Raw genomic sequence first — 23,165 nt, 5'->3', positions numbered from 1 at the left:
AGTAAGTTATTTATTTAAAAAGTAGGCTCAAGGGTTCAATTGCTAAAGGGAATTATTGATGGTTTTTTTACGCTGAGCTTTTTAATTTTAACAACAACTTTCTGAAAATGTTCCTTTCTGAAAAAATGTTTCATTATTAAATGCGTTACTTTATATTTGTCCATTAACAACCCTGCACTTTATGAAGTTTACCTATCTGTTGCTGTTTTTGATTGTTGCCCTGTGTGCCACATCTTGCGTAACCACCAAGCAGCTTACCTATTTGCAGGAAAATACAAGTAGTACCGATACATTGGCACTATTGCGAAAAAGGCAAGAACCTTACAGACTTCAAATAAACGATCTTTTGAGTATCAGGGTAAAGGCATTGGACCAAGAAACTGTAGGAATCTTTAACCCGATAAGCGATGCCAATCCCAATGCCACAGGAGAAGAAAGACTGTATTACGATGGTTTTGTGGTAGACGATCACGGTAATATCCGCATTCCCAGTCTGGGAGAGATGAATGTTTTGGGCTATACCGTGGATGAGGTTCGCGAACGCTTGGAAGAAATTCTTCTTCGTGATTATTTTAAGGCTGAGGCAAATGTATTTGTAACTGTAAAATTGGCGGGAATCCGTTATACCATCAATGGTGAAATAGGCAGCCCGGGGTCAAAAATTATTTATCGCGACCAGGTAAGCATTATGGAAGCCATTGCAAATAGCGGCGATATTACACTTACGGGCGATAGGAGCGATGTGGTCATTATTCGCCAATACCCGGCAGGCCAGAAGGTGCACCACATAGACCTTACTAAACTTGACGCAATGAATTCACCCTACTACTACATAAAACCGAACGACCTAATTTTGATTAACCCACTGCCACAAAAATCCTTGGGTACGGGTACCACGGGGCTGCAGTCATTTACCACTATTATTTCCATTACAACAGCCTTGGTTACTACCATTTTGTTGTTTACCCGATTATAAAAAAATATGAGCGAGGAATTAGAAATAAACGAAACCCATACCACCTTTGATTTTAAAGGTTTTCTATTTAGGCTTTTACACCATTGGCCGCTGTTCTTGGTTTCGCTAGTTATTGCTTTTTCCATAGCTTATTATATAAACGTCCGTAAACTGCCTATTTACCAAATGGAAAATATGGTTTCCATTAAGGACGACCAAAACCCCTTTTTTACTTCCAATACCAGTCTAACCTTTAATTGGGGAGGTACTACAGATAAGGTGAACACAGCCGTTATAACCTTACAGTCCCGCTCACATAATGAAAAAGTGGTGGAGCGTTTACAATACTATATGGATTACCTGCGCGATGGTAAATACCAACAGGTGAACGCTTATAAGCAGACTCCTTTCTTTGTGGAAGTAGATACCTCCAAAGCACAAATGCTTAACAAACAAATCAAGATTGTTTTTAAGGATTCGGTTAATTTTAACCTAAGTGTAGCCTTTGAGGAAGCAGGAAACATCAATCTTCAAAATTATAGTACCAAAGAAAGAAGTTCAAGGTTTGTGGATGCTGGCGAGTTTTCACAGGATTTCAAAATCGGTGAACCCATACGGCTTCCCTTTTTCAGTGGGGTTTTAATGCCCAATCCCGAAATGATTTCAAAACCGGGAACTCCCTACTACATTGTATTTCGAAATTACGATGGCATCGTAAGAAGATATCTCGGGGTGCGGGTTAGTCCAGAAAGTAAAGGTTCTTCCGTACTAAAAATGCGGCTTACGGGCAATAACAAAGCGCAGTTGGTGGATTACTTAAATACTTCAGTTGAAGTGTTAAGCGAAGATATGCTGGAGCGAAAAAACCTTTTCGCTACTAAAACCATCAAGTTTATCGATAGCAGCCTTGCCATAAAATCCGCCGAACTCTCTACGGTGGAAGACGAACTAAACCAATTCAAAAACAAAAATGCCATCTTTAATTTGGAGAGCGAAGGCTCTGAGATAAATGCAAAATTGAATGAATTGGATTTGCGAAAAGAATCCGTTAATCGTGAGCTCAATTATTATAACACCCTTCAGGATTATCTTATAAACCGTTCCGACTATAGGGATGTGCCCGCTCCCTCTGTTGCTGGTATTTCAGAAGCTAGTGTAGTAACAGGGGTAGGGAAAATCGTTGCCCTTGCTGAAGAGCGCAACAAGCTTCAATATTCCTTCAAGGAAGGCGCGCCGATTTTTAACGATATTGATAGGCAGATTGATGCAGTGAAAACTGTATTGCTGGAGAATATCCGTTCCTCAAAAAGTTTAAAAAATCAGGAACTTACTTCCATCAACCGCGATATTGGCCGTTATGAAGGCGAAATACGAAAACTTCCAAAGGAGCAGCAAGATTTACTGAACATTGAGCGCCGCTATAACCTGAGCCAAGGCACCTACAACCTGTTTTTGGCAAAGCGCAGTGAGGCTGGTCTGGTAAAAGCAGCCAATGTTAGCGATGTAATGGTGATTGATTCCGCAAAGGATACCGGAGGCGGACAGATTGGCCCCAATACCCAGTTAAATTATATGATGGCAGGTCTTCTTGGCCTTTTTATACCCTTTGTATTTGTGTTTCTGCGTGTTTTTTTCGACACCAAAATAAGCAACGTAAAGGAACTGGAACGTATAACCTCCATCCCGTTGTTGGGGATTATAGGTAAAAGTCCTATTGAAAGTAACCTGGTGGTGCTTACCAAGCCTAAATCGGCAATCGCGGAGGCTTTCAGGGCACTGCGCTCAAGCTTGCAATTCATTTATAAAAAGCAGGGCATTAAAGGTGCTAAGACTGTATTGGTAACCAGTTCCGTCAGTGGGGAAGGAAAAACGTTTTGTTCCATAAACCTTGCCTCGGTATTTGCATTAAGTGAAAAAAAGACAGTCTTGGTAGGGCTCGACCTTCGGAAGCCTAAGATTTTTGGCGATTTCAATATCAATAATGATATGGGGGTAGTAAATTTTCTTATAGATGAAGCAGATATTGACACCGTAATTCAAAAAACCGAAATAGCACATTTGGATGTTATCCCTTCAGGACCCATACCCCCAAACCCTTCCGAATTATTGATCAGCGAAAAACTGGATGATTTGATTGGTGCGCTCAAGGAGCGCTATGATTATATTATTCTGGACTCCCCCCCATTGGGTCTCGTTTCCGATTCTTTGGAACTTATGAAACACGTAGACGCCACGCTCTATATGGCCCGTTTCAATTATACCCATAAGAATATGTTCACTTTCGTCAACGAAAAATACAAGACTGGCGAAGTAAAACATATTAGTATCGTTCTGAACGACTATTTAGAAAAAACCGGAAAAGGCTATGGCTACGGTTACGGCTATGGTTATGGTTACGGTTATGGTAGTTATGGCAATTACGGAAATGGCTATCACGAGCATATAAAGCCCCCTACGCTATTGGATAGGGTGAAGAAGATTTTTAAAAGAAAGTAACATCTCCTCCAAACCCCTCTTCTAAGAGGAGGCTTTTTAAGCTTATAACAAAACATAAGTTATTTCCGAAACTGGCTCCACCCTTTGAATGAAGGAGGGGGAGGTATGTATTCAAATTTTAACGCTCCAAATTCCATGAAAACCCTTAATTTTGCCGACTAAAGTGGCCGATTATCGAAAAAGCCCCAAAAAATATTACCAAACATCCACAGATGAAACAAAACCCCACAATTGCAATAATAGGCCTTGGTTATGTAGGTCTGCCGCTTGCCGCAGCATTTGCTGAAAAATATAAAGTTATAGGTTTCGATATCAATTCTGAACGTATCAGTCAATTGCAAAAAGGGATCGACAATACCCTGGAACTTTCTTCTGAAGAATTAAAGAAAGCATTGCAGCAATCCGAAACTATTGGTCTTATTGTTACGGACGATGCTTCTAAAATGGCCCAGGCAACGGTTTTTATTGTTACGGTTCCTACCCCAACCAATAAGTACAACCAGCCTGTTTTGATACCGCTTCAAAAAGCTAGTGAAACTGTTGGAAAGCTTTTGAAAAAAGACGATGTGGTTATTTATGAATCTACTGTATATCCTGGAGTTACTGAGGATATTTGTGTTCCTATCCTGGAGGAATATTCCAATTTAAAATTCAATAAAGATTTCTATGCAGGATATTCTCCAGAGAGAATCAACCCAGGCGATAAGCAACATACTGTTACCAAGATCTTAAAAGTAACCTCCGGTTCTACGCCCGAAGCTGCTGAATATGTAGACCAACTTTATGCCTCAATAATAACGGCCGGAACCCATTTGGCACCTTCTATAAAAGTAGCGGAAGCGGCAAAAGTGATTGAGAATTCACAGCGCGACATCAATATTGCTTTTGTAAATGAACTTTCTAAAATCTTTCGCCTTTTGAATATTGACACCCAAGATGTTTTGGAAGCTGCGGGCACCAAATGGAACTTTTTAAAGTTTACTCCCGGTCTAGTGGGCGGGCATTGCATTGGCGTAGATCCATATTATTTGGCACAGAAAGCACAGGAAGAGGGATACAATCCGGAGATAATCTTGGCAGGAAGACGTATGAACGATGGAATGGGCAATTACGTAGCCCAAGAAGTAGTTCGATTAATGATCCAAAAGGAATGCAAGGTTAAGGGCGGCCATGTACTCGTTATGGGTATTACCTTTAAGGAAAACTGCCCCGATATACGTAACAGTAAGGTAATTGATGTTATAGAAGAGTTGCGTAAATACAACCTCAATATAGATGTTTATGATCCTTGGGCAAAAGCTAGCGAAGTATCCAATGAATTTGGACTGCGATTGCTGACCGAAGAATCCCAACTAAAAGCAAATTATGAAGCCATTATATTGGCAGTAGGCCATAGGGAGTTTTCAGATTTTAATGTAGAAAAACACAAGGCATCCCCGTCGGTAGTATTTGACGTAAAATCGTTTTTCCCAAAAAATTTGGTCGATGGATGTTTGTAGTTTTCGGTTCTGGGTTCTCGGTTTTCAGCTTTCTGCTGTCTAATTATGCGGTTGTTGACGACTTTTGTATTAATAAATAAAATTTTACGAATTCCATAAAAAGTAAACCACAAAGAACACAAGAAGGCACAAGGGGAAACTGCGAAAATATTTGTGATCTTTGTGAAAAACTCAGTGTCCTCTGTGGTTAAAAGATAAATCCATAATTAACAATCAACGCTTTGCAAACTCCAAAATACCCTACCACAGACCTCTCAAAACATGCTTTCCTAATAACTGGCGGCGCAGGCTTTATAGGCTCAAATCTTGTAGCTTATTTATTGGAAAACAATGCCAAAAAAGTTCGTGTGCTGGATAATCTGGCTACAGGTTTTATGAAGAATCTGGAGCCATTTCAGAATAACCCCCGTTTTGAATTTCTGGAAGGAGATATTCGCAATTTGAAAACCTGCAAAAAAGCAATGGAGGGCATGGATTTTGTTTCCCACCAAGCCGCCTTGGGTTCTGTGCCACGCTCCATCAACGATCCGCTTACTTCCAATGAGGTAAACGTGACAGGTTTTTTAAATATGCTGGTGGCACAAAACGAAAGCAAAACAGTAAAGCGTATGGTGTATGCAGCTTCCAGTTCTACTTATGGCGATAGCAAAAACCTCCCAAAAGTGGAAGATACCATTGGAAAGCCACTATCACCTTATGCGGTTACCAAATTGGTGAATGAGTTGTATGCCGATGTGTTTTTCAAAACCTACGGCACCCAGACCATCGGGCTGCGCTACTTCAATGTGTTCGGCCCCAACCAAAGTCCCACGGGTGCTTATGCAGCTGTTATTCCGCTATTTATGCAGGCTTTAAAAGACGAAAAAGCACCAACCATCAATGGCGATGGCGAACAGACCCGCGATTTCACCTTTGTCCAGAATGCCGTGCAGGCAAATGTGCGTGCATTTTTTGCAAATGAGGAAGCCATAAATGAGGTTTTCAATGTGGCTTTTGGCGAAAGAATAAGTTTAAACATGCTATGGGAAAACTTAAAAAATATTTCTGGCAAAGAAGTTAAAGCCAATTACGGCCCTCCCCGCAAAGGCGATGTTCGCGATTCATTGGCAAATATTGATAAAGCACGAAAACTTTTGGGCTACGACCCTTTGTTTTCAGTAAAAGATGGTTTGAGACTTACCTGGGAGCAGTTCTGATTTGTTGTCTTGTGTCTTGTGTCTAGTGTCTAGTGTCTGTTCTCATTTTAACCCACAACTACACTTCACACTTCACGCTTCACTTTTCACGTCTCACTATTCACATCTCACTTCTTAAAAAACCCACCCCAAATACTGCTTTCAGCAGAATTTCCCCCAATTTTAACAATTTCAAAATGTTAAAGTTTAAATTCCTACAATTAATGCACTTACAGCGCAAGTAATTTTCCTACATATTTTAGCCTTTTGTCGAAAATCAAAAACTTCTTAACGAAGATTTTGAGTATTTTGTAATAAAAAGACCACAACATCAAGTATAGTTTAAAAAATTTGCTTTTTTTTAACTACTTCCATATCATTGTTTCGCCCCTTATCATAACAATTTCGTTTTAATCTAAAACATTTTTTTATGAAAAATTTGTACACTCCCCAGGGGCTTGCTTTAAGTATTTGTTCTCTCTTTTTAATGCTTTCATTTAATACATTTGCACAGGTTGGTATTGGAACTACGAGTCCAGATTCTGGTTCTATACTGGATATTAGCAGTACGAATAAGGGGGTGTTATTGCCCCGTATAGATATAGCTAATTTAAACAGCCTTTCGCCCTTAACTAGTGGTGCGGAGGGTATGTTGGTGTATAATACAAATACCTCCACAGGGCCAGGTTTTGTATTTTGGAATGGTTCTTCTTGGACTCCCGTAGGTGATGGCAATGGTACGGATGCTTGGGGTCGGACAGGGAATACTGGGACTATCCCGGGGACAGGAGCCGGACAGAATTATTTAGGGACAAGTAATTCTCAAGATTTAGTGATTGCAACTGATGGTGCTGAACGGATGCGTGTGTTGAGTAATGGTAATGTAGGTATTGGAGTTAATAATCCTAGAACAAGTTTAGATATTGAGGGTGCTCTATCTTTAAGGGAAGGGGCTATTATTACTCTATCAAATGGCAATAATACCAATATTTCGTTAGGAACAACTCCCCATTCAATATATAGAATAAATGGTCCTACTAGTGCATTTACTATTAATAGCATTGTTCCAATTAATAATTCTGATGGTCAATTAATAACACTTATAAACAATACCAACCAATTAATGACTTTAAGTCATAACAGTGGTGGAAGTGGGGCAAATAGAATTAATGTGCCAGGAGCAACTGATCTAATCTTAAGGGGACAATATGCCTCGGTTACCTTGCAATATAATACAAATTATAACCGATGGGTAGTCCTAAATGAAGTAAATCATATTGAAACATTTTATGGTCCATTGCCATTTATTGCAAATGGTCTAAATGTCTATACCTTTAATGTGACAGGTGTTACAGCATCTTCTACTGTAAGTGCAAATTTAGTCGGCCCAGTTCCTGCTGCAATTGCAAATAACTTATCTGTTGAAAATGTGGAGGCTCGCCCTGATGTTATAGTATTAAGAATATATAATTATGGTGGGTTGGTAACCAATGGCGCTGTAGCATTAGGTATAAATAAAATTTAAAATTATGGAATCATCAAAAATCATTTATTTGTTTGTTTTCTTAATGATGAGTTTGTTACTTCAAGCTCAAGAAAATAATGTTTCACAATATCCGCCTATTCATGTTGGTAATTCTATACAGACTATTAAATATGAGTATAATATTGGTTATCCTGATGATATAAGTCAGAAAAATACAATTGATAATAAAAATATTCAGAGATCAAGAAATAGTTCTAGAATAATAGTACATTCTTTAATGATAGCATCTGAAGTCTTTTTCTCAGAAAGTGTTAGTTATCTCTCAATTGATGAGAATAATCAAAAAGAAAGTGAAAATGAAAAATTTAATATCACAACACATCAGGAAGTTAACGCTTCTCTAACTATTCCTTCTTTAATTATTTGGAATAATTAAAATATTTTATTAGTTAAATCAAAATCCTTATAAAACCTTTACAGATTTTTTAATACTCATTTTTTTCAAATGTCCGTTCGAGTATTCACCGAGCCACGAGGTGAATGTATCGAGAACGCATTAGAGCCCCAGCTCCAAATCCCCATTAAACTATTCAACAAACTCCCCTCTCTACATGAAAATAAAACCTAATGTCAGTTTGAGTGAATGCATATATTTACTTACCGAGATAAAACAGGAAAAAGGGGCTGTCAACATTATATCCTTAGAGCATTCGTTGTTTTCTTTAAAGTTCCATTCTAAGCTACAGTTTCTTAATCTTAAATTAACAACCACAAAATCCCCATTATTGTAAAGCCAAGGGCTAAGAAGGTCAAGAACCCAGAACTCAGAAGATAGAAGAAATAGCTATTTTAAAAATACATTCTTGCATTCCTGCGCAATACCCCCCCCAAAAAAAAAATCTTTAAAAAATCTTCTTGCATTAGCGAAATTCTTTAGAGTCAATTGCTGAGTTACAATTTCAAGCAATACTAAGTTGACTTAATGTATTTATAAACAAGCTTATACAAATCGGATGTTTTTAATATATCCAAACTACAGATTCGCAATTGAAAGATTTAGGAAAAATCTTACATTTTATTGTAAAATTCATAAAAAGTTAACAATAATTAACTTGATTAATCAGAATAAAATGCATTTTACAGACAAAATTTGCATTATATCGATAAAATGTTTAATATTGCTCACTAAATGTGAAAATTTAAATACCTCTGAATATGGTAAAAAATTACATCTGTAGAATACTTATAACTTGTCTTGTCTTGGTTCTTTCGCAAGCAGCAGGTATGGCCCAAGTAGGGGTGGGTACGGTAACACCTGATGGGGTCTTGGATTTAAATAATGATTCTGGTACTAATAAGTATGGTCTTGTTTTACCAAGAGTAGCACTCACAAGAACTGATGTGGCTGCTCCTGTATTAAATCCGCAAGGAGGAAATCCTGCTATCGGTACCGTTGTATATAATACGGTAACTACAAATTTTGGCAGTGAAAGTGTTTATCCGGGCATTTATATGTGGGATGGTGTAGATTGGATTAATGAATTCCCCAAAAAAAATGCGCAAATTTTTAAACAGGATAATAGTAGCGGTGCATTAAGAACGGTTACTGCTGGAACTTATCAGGACATTCCGGGCTTAATAAACCGAACTTTTACTCCTGCCTACACAGGTACTTACAAAATTGAAGTAAGTGTGAATTGGGGTGGGGGTTATGTGGATAATTTGGGTTCAGGAACGGACGTTGCCGTAATGTCCGGAAATTTCAAGTTTACCTTGGATGGCGTAGATAAATTGATTCCCGCACATACTTGGTCGGGCCGTCATGGAGGGGGCACGCAGTATTACGATATTTGGGAGCAATCTACTGTAGTAATTTATAAAGACCTTGTTGCCGGTACCCCGTATACTTTTACTTTGGGGTTTGATCAAACTGTTGCAGATGGATTTGTAAGCAATGGTGATTCTGGCACTGGAAGAGGCTGGCTGGGTGGAGATATTCCCTGTACCGTTGAATTTGTTTTTCTCGATTAAAAATCAACTGAATCATATTAGTTATGAAAAAAACTACCTTTTTCTATTGTATAAATTTTGTTACAATAGTGTTATTACAGAGTATTGGTTATTCCCAAGTTGGTATTAATACAACTGATCCCAAAGGAATTATAGATTTCAACAGTTCTACCCTAGGGGTGGTATATCCCAATGTGGCCCTTTTGGGAACAGATGATGCTACAACCGTAGTGAATCCACAGGGTGGCCCTATCGCAGAGGGTACCGTAGTGTATAATACCAATACCACAAACAATGGTCTTATAACTGATATTTATCCCGGTATATATGTGTGGAACGGATCAGAGTGGGTCGTACATTATAAAAAGAGACAATCTGAATTGCACAATCAAACCACGATGCTCAGAACAGAGGCAAATTTTTCAGGAGGTTATCAAGATATTCCCGGCTTGGGAATTAGTGATGCCAAAACTTTTACGGCAAAGTATTCAGGACTGTATAGAATAGAAGTAAAAACTAATTTTGCGGGCGGTAAAACCGAATCCAATAGCAGTATTTTTGTAAGCCAGGCAAAGGGACAATTTAGATTTTTTTTTGGAGGTACTCCATACTTTTTTGAAACTACGGCTTTTTCTGCTTATTCAAATTATATCAACTCAGGAAAGTATTATGAGGGAATTTGGAAAGAGTCCTATGAAACTAATTATGTTACACTTACTGCCGGTACTACCTATCCTTTTTCATTAAGTTTTGATGCTTATGATGCCCCGGGTTTTATTGGTAACGGTTCTACAGGACCAACCAAAGTGAATTTAATCAATGAAAATTTTGAAAGCTATACGGTAGTTCAAACTTATACACCAGACCCCGAATGTCCAACAGCAGGTTGGGTGGCATCTTCAGCAGCGAACCAATGTAGTTTCTGTACTGGAAAAACACTAAATATTAATGCGAATGATAATACCAATTGTCAACAAAATGCTACTGCAAAAATGAGTTTTACACCAACGGTAAATTCAGTAAATATTAGTTTTGATTATAGATTTAGGGAGAAAAGTAGTAATTATGATAGATTTAGAGTATATCTGCATGACGGAACCGCCCAAGTTGGAGCAGATTTAGTAAATCTTGTAAATACTTCTGGAAATACCTCGTATTATGGCTCACTTGCGGTGGTGGCTGGCACCACTTATACCCTTCGTTTTGAGTATGTTAATTCCAGCAGAGGTCTTTCCGCATCGGTCGATAATGTAAAAGTTACTGAGGTTTCGGGTCCAATTAGCAATGAGGGTCGCGGTTATATTGGAAACGAAGTGGACTGCCAAATAGAATTTACCTATATAGGAGAATAAAACAGTGTTTTTACCTACTTTAAAACCCTACCCAAATCATGAAAAAACCTACCCTACACAAAATTATATTTTTTGCAATTTTTTCTTTAATTGCAATTTCTGCCCTAGGACAAGTCTCCATTAGTAATGGAACTCCTACCAACAACCCCAAAGGATTGGTAGATATGCAAAATAGTACAGCAGGTATTGCCTACCCACGTTTTGCATTAACCTCTACTGAAATTGCCGCACCCGTTCAAAATCCCAGCGGTGGCAATTTAGTTGCTGGTACCGTGGTTTATAATACAAACACAACCACTACTGGAACAAATGATGTATATCCTGGATTATATGCTTGGGATGGAAGCAGATGGACCACCCAGTATATTAGAGAGGATTCAGAAATCAAGCAACAAACAACTTTGGCACAAAGGATTACCGATTCCGGGAGTTATGTTGACATTGCAGGTTTAGGATCCGGTTCGTCATTTACTCCTAAATATTCAGGTACGTATAGAATAAAGGCGAATGTGAATTTTGGTGCGGGTAAAATTGTGCCAGAACCAGGTTTCGCTACAGCTATGGCAACACAAGAAGGATACTTTAGAATAACACTGGGTCCCGATCAATATTTAATTTATACCCATGCCTACTCCATCCATAATCATGATATAGCTGGGGGAACTTATTTTGATCAATTTAGACATGATTCTTCCCTTATTGTCTATGTAGATTTAGTTGCAGGCGTACCCTTTACATATCGTTTTGAAATTGATCTTTTTGTTTCTTCTAATTTTGAAAATGGAGGCAATTCAGGTGATGGTAGAGCGTATGTTGGCGTTGGATTACCGTGTAATATTGAATTTACTTACCTAGTAGAGTAGAAATCTATCACAATGTTATTTCAAGTTTTTCTGTGGAATGTAGCGCAATAAAAAAGCCTGTGATAGCTTGTCGAAGTATATCGAGAACGGCTTCAGTATCACAACCCCAAATAAGTCTCAATAAAAATTTTAATAAGGCTGGCGCTTCATTAAAATTTACTCGACCTCACAGTGGAAGTACGAGGTACGAACGACGAGGTACGAACAACGAAGTACGAACGACGAAGTACGAGGTTCCAAATCCCAAACCCCAAACCCGCCTGTCGTGCCTCTGGCAGGCAGGTCCCAAATCCGGAATTAACAAATTAACAAATCCCGAATTAACAAATTAACAAATCCCAAATCCCAAATCCCAAATCCGCCTGTCGTGCCTCTGGCAGGCAGGTCCCGAATCAACGAATCCCGAATCAACAAATCCCGAATTAACAAATCCCGAATCAACAAATCCCGAATAACGAATCCCGAATTAACAAATTAACAAATCCCCAATCCCAAATCCCGAATTAACAAATCCCAAATCCCAAATTCCAAAACCCTTAACTAGCAGATCTCCGTCACCCGTCTCCCTCTCCAAAATATCTTAATTTTACTATAAATCTCCTACGCCTTCCACTTCTTATGTTTATTTTTGAAAAAAACCAAAAGTATTACATTATGAAAAAACTTATTTTAGGCCTTTTCCTTGGATTAACCTTCTTATTTACATCCTGCGGAGAAAACAAGAACACTGATGTGGTTGAAGCAGGAATCTACCAAGGTGTAGCAGAAGAAGTAGAGCCGGGTGAAAAGGAAATCTATGTTAGAACGGCAGACGATAAACTTATTGAGCTTTATTTCACTGACGCAACTCAACTAATGACTTCCGATGGCCAAACTACTAATTTTGAATCCTTAAAAGAAAATGGAAAAGTAGAGGTTACGGTAACAAAGGAAGGAAATAAAAACGTTCCCGTTTCGGTCAAGATACTGGATTAATTACCGATGATGTTAATGGCTCCGGAAATTCCCTCTATCTGGAGAGAGGAAGTTTGGCATGCGCTATCGGTACACTTACCCATAGCTACCTTGTTTCTGGCCTCTCTTACGGCCATGGTTTATGGGGTATGTAGTTCCACCCATCGTTTGTTTCTCGGAAAACTCGTTATGGTACTATTGACCATTGGGGTTATATCCGGTTGGGTCGCTATCTATACAGGGGAAATTGCATATTCGGTTGAGGTAAGAAAAATATGTGATCCAAAAGTGCTGCAGGAGCATTCATGGTGGGCATATGCCACCCTCTTTGCTTATTCTGGCGCTTTGGGTTTAATTATGGTTAAATTTTTTTCCCCAAGTACTTTTTCAAAATTTATAAAATTTGGAGTGCTTATTTTACTTACCGCGGCTCTGGGAGGCTTAATCTATACTGGCCACTTAGGCGCAAGTTTAGTCTATCAACAGGGTGCGGGTACTTATAAACCTTCAGCGGATTGTGCTGAATTTGTTAAATAAATAGCAGTGGAGTCTGCAACAGTCAAATCGGCAATTAAGGCATCCTATTTCAGTATAGTGGGCAATGTACTCTTGGCGGCAATTAAATTGGTCTCAGGCTTTTTGGGCAATTCCTATGCATTGATAGCAGATGGCATTGAATCTACCACCGATGTATTTTCCTCTTTGTTTGTACTTTTTGGTATCAAATATGCCCAGCGCCCCCCAGATGAAAACCATCCCTACGGTCATTCCCGCATAGAGCCCTTGATTACCTTTGTGGTTGTAGCTTTTTTGGTTACTTCGGCTACTGTAATCGCCTATGAAAGTATTATTAACATCCGAACCCCACACAAAATTCCGGAAACTTGGACCCTTATTGTACTCGGACTTATCATTTTGTGGAAGGAAGGCTCCTATCGATATGTACTGAACAAGAGCAAACTTACCAACAGCTCCTCCCTAAAGGCAGATGCCTGGCACCACAGAAGCGATGCTATTACTTCCGTTATGGCCTTTCTGGGCATTTCAATCGCCTTAATTTTTGGAAAAGGCTATGAAACGGCCGATGATTGGGCTGCACTCCTGGCCTCGGGCTTTATTCTTTATAATAGCTACCTTATCTTCAGACCGGCCTTGGGAGAGATTATGGACGAACATATTTATGACGATCTCTTGGAAGAGATACGGGAAGAATCCATGAAGGTGAAAGGGATAAAAGGAACCGAGAAGTGTTTTATTAGAAAAGCAGGAATGGAATATCATGTGGATCTGCACGCGATTGTGGATGGGGAGATTCCGGTTCGGGAAGGCCATGAATTATCGCATAGGCTGAAGGACCATCTGCGCAAAGAAATTCCCAATTTAGGCCATGTGCTTATTCACATTGAGCCAACAAATTACGAACACTAATATTTGTTCCACTCAAATCTGTCCAAAGGCGCCAACTTGAATGAGGTGGAAACACTTACTGCAGATTGTGCGAAGTTGACAGTTTATTTAGAAAATTCAGGGTCATATTAACAAATTCCAAATTCCAAATTCCAAATCCCAAATCCCAAATCAACGAATCCCAAATCAACAAATCCCGAATTAACGAATCCCGAATCAACAAATCCCGAATTAACAAATCCCGAATTAACGAACCCCGAATCCCGAATTAACGAATCCCGAATCCCAATGAACCGATTCCACAATTCACCATTCACGATTCACGATTCACGATTCACGCTTCACAACCCACAACCGACAACGGACAACGGACAACCGACAACACAGAACCGAGAACCGACACCAGTTAAACCAAATTCCCTATCTTAGCCGTCAAGAAAAAACCACTTCTCCCCAACCCCATGGAACTGGAAACAAAAGTCTATCAAAAGGAAAGTAACCTACGCCTTGGTAAACTGCTCAAAGAGAGTTTGGCAGATATTGCCCGGTCACGGTTTTTATCGTTTCAGTTAGCTAAGCGCGACATACAGGCACAATACCGCCAAAGTTATCTAGGCATTATTTGGGCCTTTGTAACGCCATTAGCCACCGCTTTTGTTTGGATATTTCTTAACAATTCAGGAACGGTACGGGTTACCGATACCGGTATTCCCTATCCCGTATTTGCCTTTTCGGGTACCTTGTTGTGGTCCATTATAACCGAGGCTATCAATTCGCCTATAGGCAGTACTAATAGTGCTAAGGGTATTTTATCAAAAATTAACTTTCCGAAGGAGGCTCTAGTTATTTCTGGTATCTACAAACTGCTGTTTAACAGTTCCATAAAAATACTGTTGCTCTTGTTTTTCATATTTTTTTTCGGGGTAGGCTTTAACTGGAGCCTTTTCTTGTTTCCTGTGGCTGTTTTAGGCGGAATACTTTTTGGAACAACCCTCGGGTTATTTATTACCCCTTTAGGAATGCTCTATAAAGACATTGGCCGTATGATAGGCTTTGGATTGCAATTTTTAATGTATGTAACGCCAGTAGTATATGCCATTCCCAAAAGCGGTATCATGAAAACCGTAATGGAACTAAACCCATTTACCCCCATCATTTTGACAGCCCGCGATTTGGCAGTAGGCATGCCTCCAGCACATCTCACCTATTTTTTAATCGTAATTGCTTGTTGCATCCCCCTGTTTTTTATTGCTTTGTTGTTCTATAGAATTTCGATTCCTATTTTAGTTGAAAGGATGAGTGCGTAAGCGTGAAGGGTGAGACGTGAAGCGTGAATAGTTCGGTAAAGTGAAATGATTAATAATTAACGGTTATGAATCATAAAGATTTAGATGTCTGGAAGTTTAGTATGGATTTAGTTGAGTTGGTTTATCAAGAAACAGCTAAATTTCCGAAAGAAGAACGATATGGATTAACAAGTCAAATGCGTCGTGCTGCAGTTTCCATACCTTCCAATATAGCAGAAGGTTCGGGAAGGAAAGGGGATAAAGAACTTATTCAGTTTATAGCGATAGCAGTAGGTTCTATAGCCGAATTGGAAACTCAATATATGATTGCAGTACGTTTGCAATTTATTAAAAAGAATAGCACCTTACAGGAATTATTAGTTAAAGTCAGGAAATTATTAATAGGATATAGGAATTATTTAAACAGGAAAGGGTGAAGGGTGACAGCTCACGGCTCACAGCTCACAGCTCACGCCTCACGCCTCACGCCTCACGGCTCACAACGAAAAAAATGAACGAAGTACTAATAACCGTCGAAAACCTCTCCAAAAAGTTCTGCAAAGACCTTAAGACCAGCCTGTGGTATGGGGTGAAGGACTTGGCCAGTGGATTAAGCGGCAACCGCAACGATAGGGAACTGCGGCCCAAGGAGTTTTGGGCGGTGAAGGATATTAGCTTTGAGCTACGCCGCGGCGAGTGTTTGGGCCTCATAGGCCATAACGGCGCCGGGAAATCTACACTCTTAAAAATACTGAACGGCCTAATAAATCCCGATGCCGGCAAGGTAACCATCAAGGGCAGGGTAGGCGCCTTGATAGAGCTGGGCGCGGGTTTTAACCCCATTCTGAGTGGTCGCGAAAACATTTATAACAACGGTGCCATCCTCGGGTTTACCAGAAAAGAGATAAACGAAAAAATAGAAGAGATTATAGACTTTGCCGAAATACGCGAGTTTATTGATATGCCCGTACAGAATTATAGCAGCGGGATGAAGGTACGCTTGGGCTTTGCCGTGGCGGCACAGATGCAACCGGATGTGTTGATTATTGATGAGGTTCTGGCAGTAGGGGATTTGGGTTTTGTATTAAAATGTTTTAAACAGATTGATACTATTTTGCCTAAAACTGCCATTGTTTTTGTATCGCACAATATGCCGATGGTTTCGCGTATTTGTACTTCCATTATTTTGATGGAAAATGGAATTGCAAAGTTTCAAGGGGGAAATGTGGCTAAAGGGATTGACTTGTATTATACCAGATTTATTAATAACGAAAGTAATGTGGTGTTTGATGATGGGAGTATAAGCTTGGAAGAAGTACAATTGCTTGATTCCGTAACAAATGCCACCATCGATAAATTGGACTGGGGGGCTGATTTAAAATTGTATTTTAAGTTTAAGTTGAAAAAACATTTTGAATGTGTTCCACATTTTTCGATTTCCATATTTGATAAAGAACAACGTCCCGTAGCCTTGTTGGAAGCCAATACAAATAAATGTGATTTGAATTTAAATGGTGAGCGTTTGGAATTTCATGTAACACATCATAAGGTTCAATTGTCAAAAGGAATTTATAATGTAAATATATCCGTTAACAACAAATTAGGTACTGATCCATTATTAAGAATGAATAGTATATTAAGCTTTCAGTTAATACATAAAGAGGAAACCTGGCCTCCTTTTTTATTGGAAGCTTCATTTGATAATTTGAATTAAAGATATGCTTTTTAAAAAACACAAACCCAAAATATTCTGCATCGGTCAAAACAAAACAGGTACTACCTCCTTGCAAAAGTTTTTTGAAGACCATGAATTTAAAGTAGGGAACCAACCTACTGCCGAATTGTTAATGGATGATTATATAGCACGAAGATGGAAACCAATTTTAAAATACTGTGAAAGTGCTGAAGTATTTCAGGATGTGCCCTTTAGTAATGATTTTCTTTACGTGGTTTTAGACCATCATTTCCCCAACGCTAAATTTATTCTCTCTGAACGTGATAATCCCGAACAATGGTACAACTCTATAACAAATTTCCATACAAAGCTATTTGGTAAAGATGGGCAAGTGCCTAACAAAGAAGATTTGCAAAATGCCAATTATCGCTATAAAGGGTTTGTATGGAAGTCTTTTTTTGAAAAATATGGTGAAGTTAAAGGTGATATATACAAAAAGGAACATCTAATTTCAGTGTATGAAGAGCACAATAAAAAGGTGAAACATTACTTTAAAAACAAAACTAATTTTTTAGTAGTAAATTTATCCCAACCTGAAGCTATCCAAAAACTGGCTGATTTTATAAATATTCAACCCAAATACGAAGTGATGCCCTGGGAAAACAAAACTGAAGCAATTAATAAATGATCAACGTCACAAAAACATTCCTTCCCCCCCAAGAAGAATACAACGCTATTTTAAAAAGGGCTTGGGATATTGGATGGATAACCAATAGAGGGATTTTGGTCAAAGAATTGGAAGAAAGTTTAAAAGAATATCTTAAGGTACCCAATATAATTGCCACAACTAATGGCACGTTACCATTACAAATAGCCATTAAAGCCATGGGTTTATCGGATGAAATTATTACCACGCCCTTTAGTTACGTTGCCACCACCAGCAGTATTGTTTGGGAGGGGTGTATTCCAGTATTTGTTGATATACATCCTGAATACTTAACAATAGACGAAACCAAAATTGAGACTGCCATTACCTCAAAGACTACAGGCATTTTGGCAACACATGTATTTGGAAACCCATGTGCCGTTGAAGAAATTGAGGCTATTGCAAAAAAGCACAACCTAAAAGTAATTTACGATGCTGCCCATTGTTTTGGGGTAACCTATAAAGGCAAAAGCATTTTTGAGTATGGCGATGTAAGTACTTGTAGTTTTCACGCTACCAAACTGTTCCATACTGGGGAAGGGGGGGCACTATTTACCCAAGATGAAATGTTGCATCAAAAAATGTTCTATCATCACAATTTTGGACATAAGGGAAAAGAAGATTTTCAAGGTCTGGGCATTAATGCCAAAATGAGTGAAATGCAAGCAGCAATGGGATTGACTATATTGCCATATATTGATGAAATAAAAAAAGACAGGGAAAGAGTAGTGAGTGTTTATTTAGAACAATTTAAAGAGCTACAACAGTTAAAAATAAGGGAAGAAACACAATGGAACTTTTCATATTTCCCAGTTATCTTTGAAGATGAAGAAATTCTTCTAAAGGTTCAAAAAGCACTTTTGGAAAACGATATTGTTCCCCGAAGGTATTTTTATCCAAGTTTGGAAAGCTTACCCTATTTGAAAAAGACAAATTTAAAAGTATCAAGAAATATCGCTTCCCAAATACTCTGCCTGCCTTTGTATTCTGGTTTAAAGCAAAGCTCCATTGAACTTATAGTTAAGACAATAAAAAATGCAAAAGGATGAAATTGGCAATTATGCAACCATATGTATTTCCTTACATAGGTTATTTTCAGCTGATTAATGCTGTTGATGTTTTTATTTTTTATGATGATGTAAACTTTATTAAAGGAGGTTGGATTCATCGAAATAAACTTTTAGTAAATAATTCAGAATATCTCTTTACAGTTCCTTTGCTGAAACCCAGCTCCTTTAGAAAATTAACTGAGATAGAAATAAATCCAAAAATATATATTTCTTGGAGGCACAACTTTTTTAAAACGCTTCAACAATCCTATTCAAAAGCGCCTTACTATAACGAGGTATTACCACTAATTGAAAGAGTTCTTAAAAATCACATATCCGCCAATATTGGAAAAATTGCAGCAAGAAGTGTCATGGAGGTATGTGAGTATTTGGAAATTAAAAATCAATTGTTTTTTAGTTCTGAGCGATTTGCTGCAAGCCAAAATAAGGGTAGAACCGAACGTTTAATATATATTGCAAAATTGTTGGAAGCAGATACATATATTAATGCAATTGGGGGTAAGAAATTATATAGGAATGAAGATTTTAATAAAGAAGGAATTAAGCTTGAATTTATTAAAACCGGCGAGATTGAATACACTCAATATTCAAACGAATTTGTCCCCAACTTATCAATAATAGATGTAATGATGTTTAATTCAAAAGAGCAAATTCAAATAATGTTAAATAGATATGAACTCATCTAAACGAAACCCCATAGGTGGCTTTTTTGAACTTGAACTTAGCAAGGTTAAACATTATCATATAGATGCTGTTAACCTAAATTTAGGCAGAAGCTGTTTAGAATATATTGTTAGAAGTACAAAGTATAAAACTATTTATGTGCCTCACTATACATGTAGTGTGTTATTCGATAGGTTGGCAACTTTAGATATTATTGTGGAGCGCTATCATTTAAATGAAAGATTGGAAATAGATTTAAATTTGAAGCAAATAAAGGGAGATACTCTTTTTATGTATACCAATTACTTTGGTTTAAAGGATAAATACATTGCTGCCATTTCAGAAATGATAAAAAATTTGATAATAGATAATTGTCAAGCTTTTTTTTCGAAACCTATTGAAAATGTAAATAGCTTTTATTCACCAAGAAAATTTTTTGGTGTTCCAGATGGTGCTTATTTGGTTACAGAAAAAATTTACACAAAAGTTTTAAAACGTGATGTTTCGTCAGATAGGCTAAAACACTTGACCGAAAGGATTGAATACGGTCCTCAAAAAGCTTTTAAAAATTTTCAAAATCATGAAGTAGACTTGAATAATGAAGGACTAAAAGCTATGTCAAAGTTAACAAGTGGCATGCTTCAGTCCATAAATTATGAAAAGGCTGCCAAAATAAGAAATGATAATTACAGGTTTCTTCATGAGAAATTAGGAGCTTCCAATAATCTTAAATTGGATTTTGAATTAAATCTATCGCCAATGGTCTATCCTTATGTTTCTAATAAGGAATATCTGAGAGCAAAATTAATCGATAATGAAGTTTTTGTAGCCACATATTGGCCAAATGTGTTTAAAGATTGTAGTATAGATTCACTGGAATATAATTTTGCAAAAAACATCTTACCTTTACCAATAGACCAACGCTATGGAAAGAAGGAAATGGAATTTATAGCACAGTTAATTCTAGAATAAGTATGGATGAAATGTACGACAATTCCAAACGGACTTCTTTTTTTAAAAAAGACGTGAGTTTAGAAACTGCATTATCGGACCTCAATGAATTAATTGATGGTATAGAATGTCCTATAGACACTAATGAATCACAAAGCCCAATTATATTAATTATGGGGTGCCCGCGTTCTGGTTCCACGCTTTTGCTTCAATGGTTGGCAGCATCGGGTTTGTTTTCCTACCCTTCAAACTTAATAGCCAGATTTTACAAAAACCCTTATTTGGGCATCCGCACTCAGCAAGCTCTTTTAGAGTTTGATCCGCTAAATCAACTTGGATTTAAGGAAACAAAACTTGATTTTTCTTCTTCATTAGGAAAAACTTACGGAGCTTTGGGGCCAAGTGAATATTGGTATTATTGGCGCACCTTTTTTAAATTCGAAAATGACTCTCAAATACTTTCCCAGAACCAGTTAGCTAAGGTGGATGGAAAAAAATTTATTGATCAGTTATTGGCTTTTGAGCAATTAACGAATAAGCCTTTAGCATTGAAAGGTATGCTGTTAAATTGGCATATACCGTATTTATATAGTTTAAATCAGAAGTTTATATTCATTAATGTAAACAGAGATCCACTTTTAAATGCACAATCCTTGTTAATGGCTAGGGAAAAGTTTTTTGGAGATAGAAACAAGTGGTATTCTTTTAAACCTTCAGAATATAAGGAGCTTAAAGATGAAAGTCCTATTACACAAGTAGTGGGTCAAGTAATATATACAAGAAAGGCTGTATCTGAAGGACTATCCCAAATACCAATGGAGAATATAATAAATATAGAATACACTGACTTTTGCTCAAATCCAAAGAAATTTTTAGATGCTTTGGTATATAAGTTCAATAAATTGGGCGGTAATATTGAATCAAAAAATGTTGATCAAGATTTATTAAAGCCATTTGATGAAAGAAAAGATATTAAGCTTTCAGATTCTGAAGTAAAATTTTTAAGAGAGGAATTAATAAGGCTTTCAAATAATTGATATTCTAAAATAAAAAGAATTGAAACCAACCGTCTCAGTCTGCATACAAACCTACAATCACGAAGCATATATCAAAGAATGCTTGGACAGTATCTTGATGCAGCAAACCACTTTCCCTTTTGAAATAATCCTGGGTGAGGACGAAAGCAGTGATGGCACCCGCGATATTTGCCAAGCCTATTCAGAGGAATACCCTGATAAAATAAAGCTGTTTCTCCGTAGCCGGAAAGATGTTATCTACATTAATGGCAACCCAACTGGTCGTTATAATTTTATTGAAAATCTGAAGGCTTGCACAGGCAAATACATAGCTCTCTGCGAGGGCGACGACTACTGGACAGACCCCTTAAAACTCCAAAAGCAAGTGGATTTTATGGAGGCTAATTCTGAGTATTCCGGATGCTTCCATAATACAAATGTAATAAATGAAATGGAAGCAAATCCAGAGTTAAAACCTTGGCGTACTTTTACAAAACACGATTTTACATTAAAGGATACATTATCAGTCACATCCTTATTTCACACCAGTTCTTTTGTGTTTAAAACAAACGCTTTAAAGATTCCATCATGGTTTAAAAAGGTTCAAAGTGGCGATATGGCATTATTTATAATAATTGCCTCTCAAGGCCCGCTCTACCGTATAGATGAAAACATGAGCGTCTATAGAAGAAATGAAACCGGAATAACCAATAGCATAAAACACATTGAATACCATGCCAATAGAATCAAACTTTTTGAATATTTTAAAGCTTTCTTAGACGGTAGGGAAAATGAACAGCTTAAAATAGTGAGTGATTATCACAAAGGGCAATTAAAGAAACTAAAGAAAACTTCTTTAAAAAGTAAGCTCAAACAAATATTCAAAATGTAATATGGACAATAAATTCATCGATATTTCACTTACTTCGGAAAATTTGGATCTTTATTATGTAAGAACATCCATTTTAAATTCTTTAAAAAAAACCTTGCCGAGTTTCCACGGACAATTTCTGGATGTAGGCTGTGGTAAAATGCCATACAGAAACTACATACTGGAAAACTCTGAGGTTACGAAGTATGTAGGATTGGATATTGAAAATGCTTTGATCTATGACCCTAAAGTAAAGCCAGATTTTTTTTGGAATGGAATAAAGATGCCGTTTGAAAATGAGAGCTTTGAATGTGCAATGGCCACAGAGGTATTGGAGCATTGCCCAGAACCCGAAATTGTACTAAAAGAAGTTTTCCGTGTTTTGAAACCAGGTGGCGTATTCTTTTTTACGGTTCCTTTTTTATGGAATCTTCACGAAGTGCCTCATGATGAATATAGATATACTCCTTTTTCCTTAGAACGACATTTAAAAAACAGCGGCTTTGGCAATATAGAAATTAACGCAACAGGTGGGTGGCATGCGGCTATGGCGCAAATGCTTGGCTTATGGGTAATGAGAAGCCCCATGCCAAAGAATAAAAGAAAGTATCTTTCAAAAATATTAAAACCGATTATTGGTTATTTAATAAGAAAAGACACTTTACATCAGATAGCCTTTAAGGATGGGCAAATGATAACAGGGCTTTACGGAATCGCAAAAAGGTAAAGC

General features: G+C 37.7%; 23 protein-coding genes. 22 read left to right on the top strand and 1 reads right to left on the bottom strand.

Annotated features, from left to right (window positions below; translation table 11 throughout):
- The first annotated feature begins 181 nt into the window (after positions 1-181).
- The 12 genes from JK629_RS00665 (at position 182) to JK629_RS00610 (ending at position 14,218) form a co-directional block, all read left to right on the top strand.
- The gene (locus JK629_RS00665; protein WP_202336714.1) at positions 182-976 is read left to right on the top strand and encodes a polysaccharide biosynthesis/export family protein; all 795 of its coding nucleotides are present in this window, start codon (positions 182-184) and stop codon (positions 974-976) included.
- A gap of 6 nt (positions 977-982) precedes the next feature.
- Positions 983-3,451, top strand: coding sequence for a polysaccharide biosynthesis tyrosine autokinase (locus tag JK629_RS00660; protein WP_202336712.1), 2,469 nt, complete (start codon positions 983-985; stop codon positions 3,449-3,451).
- A gap of 212 nt (positions 3,452-3,663) precedes the next feature.
- Positions 3,664-4,950, top strand: a complete 1,287-nt coding sequence (locus tag JK629_RS00655; protein WP_202336704.1) for a nucleotide sugar dehydrogenase — start codon at positions 3,664-3,666, stop codon at positions 4,948-4,950.
- Positions 4,951-5,171: 221 nt separating this feature from the next.
- On the top strand, positions 5,172-6,146 hold the full coding sequence (locus JK629_RS00650; RefSeq protein ID WP_202336701.1) for an SDR family oxidoreductase: 975 nt from the start codon (positions 5,172-5,174) through the stop codon (positions 6,144-6,146).
- A 409-nt stretch (positions 6,147-6,555) separates the two neighbouring features.
- Positions 6,556-7,650 carry a hypothetical protein gene (locus JK629_RS00645; RefSeq protein WP_202336699.1) on the top strand — a complete coding sequence of 365 codons (1,095 nt, stop codon included), beginning with the start codon at positions 6,556-6,558 and terminating at the stop codon, positions 7,648-7,650.
- Between the two features lie 4 nt (positions 7,651-7,654).
- Positions 7,655-8,047 carry a hypothetical protein gene (locus JK629_RS00640; protein ID WP_202336697.1) on the top strand — a complete coding sequence of 131 codons (393 nt, stop codon included), beginning with the start codon at positions 7,655-7,657 and terminating at the stop codon, positions 8,045-8,047.
- A 779-nt stretch (positions 8,048-8,826) separates the two neighbouring features.
- Complete coding sequence (locus JK629_RS00635) at positions 8,827-9,642, top strand: hypothetical protein (protein ID WP_202336696.1); 816 nt, start codon at positions 8,827-8,829, stop codon at positions 9,640-9,642.
- Between the two features lie 23 nt (positions 9,643-9,665).
- Entirely contained in the window at positions 9,666-10,973 is a 1,308-nt protein-coding gene (locus JK629_RS00630; protein ID WP_202336694.1) for a hypothetical protein, read from the top strand.
- Positions 10,974-11,011: 38 nt separating this feature from the next.
- Positions 11,012-11,836, top strand: coding sequence for a hypothetical protein (locus JK629_RS00625; protein ID WP_202336692.1), 825 nt, complete (start codon positions 11,012-11,014; stop codon positions 11,834-11,836).
- 654 nt (positions 11,837-12,490) lie between these two features.
- Entirely contained in the window at positions 12,491-12,811 is a 321-nt protein-coding gene (locus JK629_RS00620; protein WP_202336690.1) for a hypothetical protein, read from the top strand.
- Positions 12,812-12,817: 6 nt separating this feature from the next.
- Positions 12,818-13,327 (top strand): DUF2231 domain-containing protein, encoded by a 510-nt coding sequence (locus JK629_RS00615; RefSeq protein WP_202336688.1) that lies wholly within the window; start codon positions 12,818-12,820, stop codon positions 13,325-13,327.
- A gap of 6 nt (positions 13,328-13,333) precedes the next feature.
- A complete protein-coding gene (locus JK629_RS00610; protein ID WP_202336686.1) occupies positions 13,334-14,218 on the top strand; it encodes a cation diffusion facilitator family transporter in 885 nt (294 codons plus the stop codon).
- A gap of 107 nt (positions 14,219-14,325) precedes the next feature.
- On the opposite strand, the gene JK629_RS15640 is transcribed toward JK629_RS00610, so the two are convergent.
- Positions 14,326-14,514, bottom strand: a complete 189-nt coding sequence (locus JK629_RS15640) for a hypothetical protein (protein ID WP_202336684.1) — start codon at positions 14,512-14,514, stop codon at positions 14,326-14,328.
- Positions 14,515-14,658: 144 nt separating this feature from the next.
- Here JK629_RS15640 and JK629_RS00600 point away from each other — a divergent pair, with 144 nt between their 5' ends.
- From JK629_RS00600 to JK629_RS00555, 10 genes are all read left to right on the top strand, one after another.
- Entirely contained in the window at positions 14,659-15,504 is an 846-nt protein-coding gene (locus tag JK629_RS00600) for an ABC transporter permease (RefSeq protein ID WP_202336682.1), read from the top strand.
- Between the two features lie 65 nt (positions 15,505-15,569).
- Entirely contained in the window at positions 15,570-15,920 is a 351-nt protein-coding gene (locus JK629_RS00595; RefSeq protein WP_202336681.1) for a four helix bundle protein, read from the top strand.
- 74 nt (positions 15,921-15,994) lie between these two features.
- Entirely contained in the window at positions 15,995-17,197 is a 1,203-nt protein-coding gene (locus tag JK629_RS00590; RefSeq protein WP_202336679.1) for an ABC transporter ATP-binding protein, read from the top strand.
- 4 nt (positions 17,198-17,201) lie between these two features.
- Positions 17,202-17,846 carry a sulfotransferase gene (locus JK629_RS00585; RefSeq protein WP_202336677.1) on the top strand — a complete coding sequence of 215 codons (645 nt, stop codon included), beginning with the start codon at positions 17,202-17,204 and terminating at the stop codon, positions 17,844-17,846.
- Complete coding sequence (locus tag JK629_RS00580) at positions 17,843-18,913, top strand: DegT/DnrJ/EryC1/StrS family aminotransferase (protein WP_202336675.1); 1,071 nt, start codon at positions 17,843-17,845, stop codon at positions 18,911-18,913. Before JK629_RS00585 ends, JK629_RS00580 begins: the two co-directional genes overlap by 4 nt.
- A complete protein-coding gene (locus tag JK629_RS00575) occupies positions 18,910-19,620 on the top strand; it encodes a WbqC family protein (protein WP_202336673.1) in 711 nt (236 codons plus the stop codon). The genes JK629_RS00580 and JK629_RS00575 overlap by 4 nt, the downstream gene beginning before the upstream one ends.
- Complete coding sequence (locus tag JK629_RS00570; RefSeq protein WP_202336671.1) at positions 19,607-20,569, top strand: hypothetical protein; 963 nt, start codon at positions 19,607-19,609, stop codon at positions 20,567-20,569. Before JK629_RS00575 ends, JK629_RS00570 begins: the two co-directional genes overlap by 14 nt.
- Positions 20,570-20,571: 2 nt before the next feature.
- Positions 20,572-21,585: a sulfotransferase gene (locus JK629_RS00565; protein WP_202336670.1), complete on the top strand. Its 1,014-nt coding sequence runs from the start codon at positions 20,572-20,574 to the stop codon at positions 21,583-21,585.
- Between the two features lie 19 nt (positions 21,586-21,604).
- Positions 21,605-22,456, top strand: coding sequence for a glycosyltransferase family 2 protein (locus tag JK629_RS00560; protein ID WP_202336669.1), 852 nt, complete (start codon positions 21,605-21,607; stop codon positions 22,454-22,456).
- A gap of 1 nt (position 22,457) precedes the next feature.
- Positions 22,458-23,162 carry a class I SAM-dependent methyltransferase gene (locus tag JK629_RS00555; protein WP_202336668.1) on the top strand — a complete coding sequence of 235 codons (705 nt, stop codon included), beginning with the start codon at positions 22,458-22,460 and terminating at the stop codon, positions 23,160-23,162.
- Positions 23,163-23,165: the final 3 nt, after the last annotated feature.

The organism is Aequorivita iocasae (assembly GCF_016757735.1).
GTDB lineage: Bacteria > Bacteroidota > Bacteroidia > Flavobacteriales > Flavobacteriaceae > Aequorivita > Aequorivita iocasae.
Note: the sequence above shows the minus strand (reverse complement) of the source record. Positions and strands in the feature narration are given on the sequence as shown.

Excerpts from the sequence above, each read along its gene's own strand:
- JK629_RS00665 (WP_202336714.1), top strand. The coding sequence starts at position 182 with ATGAAGTTTACCTATCTGTTGCTGTTTTTGATTGTTGCCCTGTGTGCC.
- JK629_RS00660 (WP_202336712.1), top strand. The coding sequence starts at position 983 with ATGAGCGAGGAATTAGAAATAAACGAAACCCATACCACCTTTGATTTT.
- JK629_RS00655 (WP_202336704.1), top strand. The coding sequence starts at position 3,664 with ATGAAACAAAACCCCACAATTGCAATAATAGGCCTTGGTTATGTAGGT.
- JK629_RS00645 (WP_202336699.1), top strand. The coding sequence starts at position 6,556 with ATGAAAAATTTGTACACTCCCCAGGGGCTTGCTTTAAGTATTTGTTCT.
- JK629_RS00640 (WP_202336697.1), top strand. The coding sequence starts at position 7,655 with ATGGAATCATCAAAAATCATTTATTTGTTTGTTTTCTTAATGATGAGT.
- JK629_RS00635 (WP_202336696.1), top strand. The coding sequence starts at position 8,827 with ATGGTAAAAAATTACATCTGTAGAATACTTATAACTTGTCTTGTCTTG.
- JK629_RS00630 (WP_202336694.1), top strand. The coding sequence starts at position 9,666 with ATGAAAAAAACTACCTTTTTCTATTGTATAAATTTTGTTACAATAGTG.
- JK629_RS00625 (WP_202336692.1), top strand. The coding sequence starts at position 11,012 with ATGAAAAAACCTACCCTACACAAAATTATATTTTTTGCAATTTTTTCT.
- JK629_RS00620 (WP_202336690.1), top strand. The coding sequence starts at position 12,491 with ATGAAAAAACTTATTTTAGGCCTTTTCCTTGGATTAACCTTCTTATTT.
- JK629_RS00615 (WP_202336688.1), top strand. The coding sequence starts at position 12,818 with ATGATGTTAATGGCTCCGGAAATTCCCTCTATCTGGAGAGAGGAAGTT.
- JK629_RS00600 (WP_202336682.1), top strand. The coding sequence starts at position 14,659 with ATGGAACTGGAAACAAAAGTCTATCAAAAGGAAAGTAACCTACGCCTT.
- JK629_RS00595 (WP_202336681.1), top strand. The coding sequence starts at position 15,570 with ATGAATCATAAAGATTTAGATGTCTGGAAGTTTAGTATGGATTTAGTT.
- JK629_RS00590 (WP_202336679.1), top strand. The coding sequence starts at position 15,995 with ATGAACGAAGTACTAATAACCGTCGAAAACCTCTCCAAAAAGTTCTGC.
- JK629_RS00585 (WP_202336677.1), top strand. The coding sequence starts at position 17,202 with ATGCTTTTTAAAAAACACAAACCCAAAATATTCTGCATCGGTCAAAAC.
- JK629_RS00580 (WP_202336675.1), top strand. The coding sequence starts at position 17,843 with ATGATCAACGTCACAAAAACATTCCTTCCCCCCCAAGAAGAATACAAC.
- JK629_RS00575 (WP_202336673.1), top strand. The coding sequence starts at position 18,910 with ATGAAATTGGCAATTATGCAACCATATGTATTTCCTTACATAGGTTAT.
- JK629_RS00570 (WP_202336671.1), top strand. The coding sequence starts at position 19,607 with ATGAACTCATCTAAACGAAACCCCATAGGTGGCTTTTTTGAACTTGAA.
- JK629_RS00565 (WP_202336670.1), top strand. The coding sequence starts at position 20,572 with ATGGATGAAATGTACGACAATTCCAAACGGACTTCTTTTTTTAAAAAA.
- JK629_RS00555 (WP_202336668.1), top strand. The coding sequence starts at position 22,458 with ATGGACAATAAATTCATCGATATTTCACTTACTTCGGAAAATTTGGAT.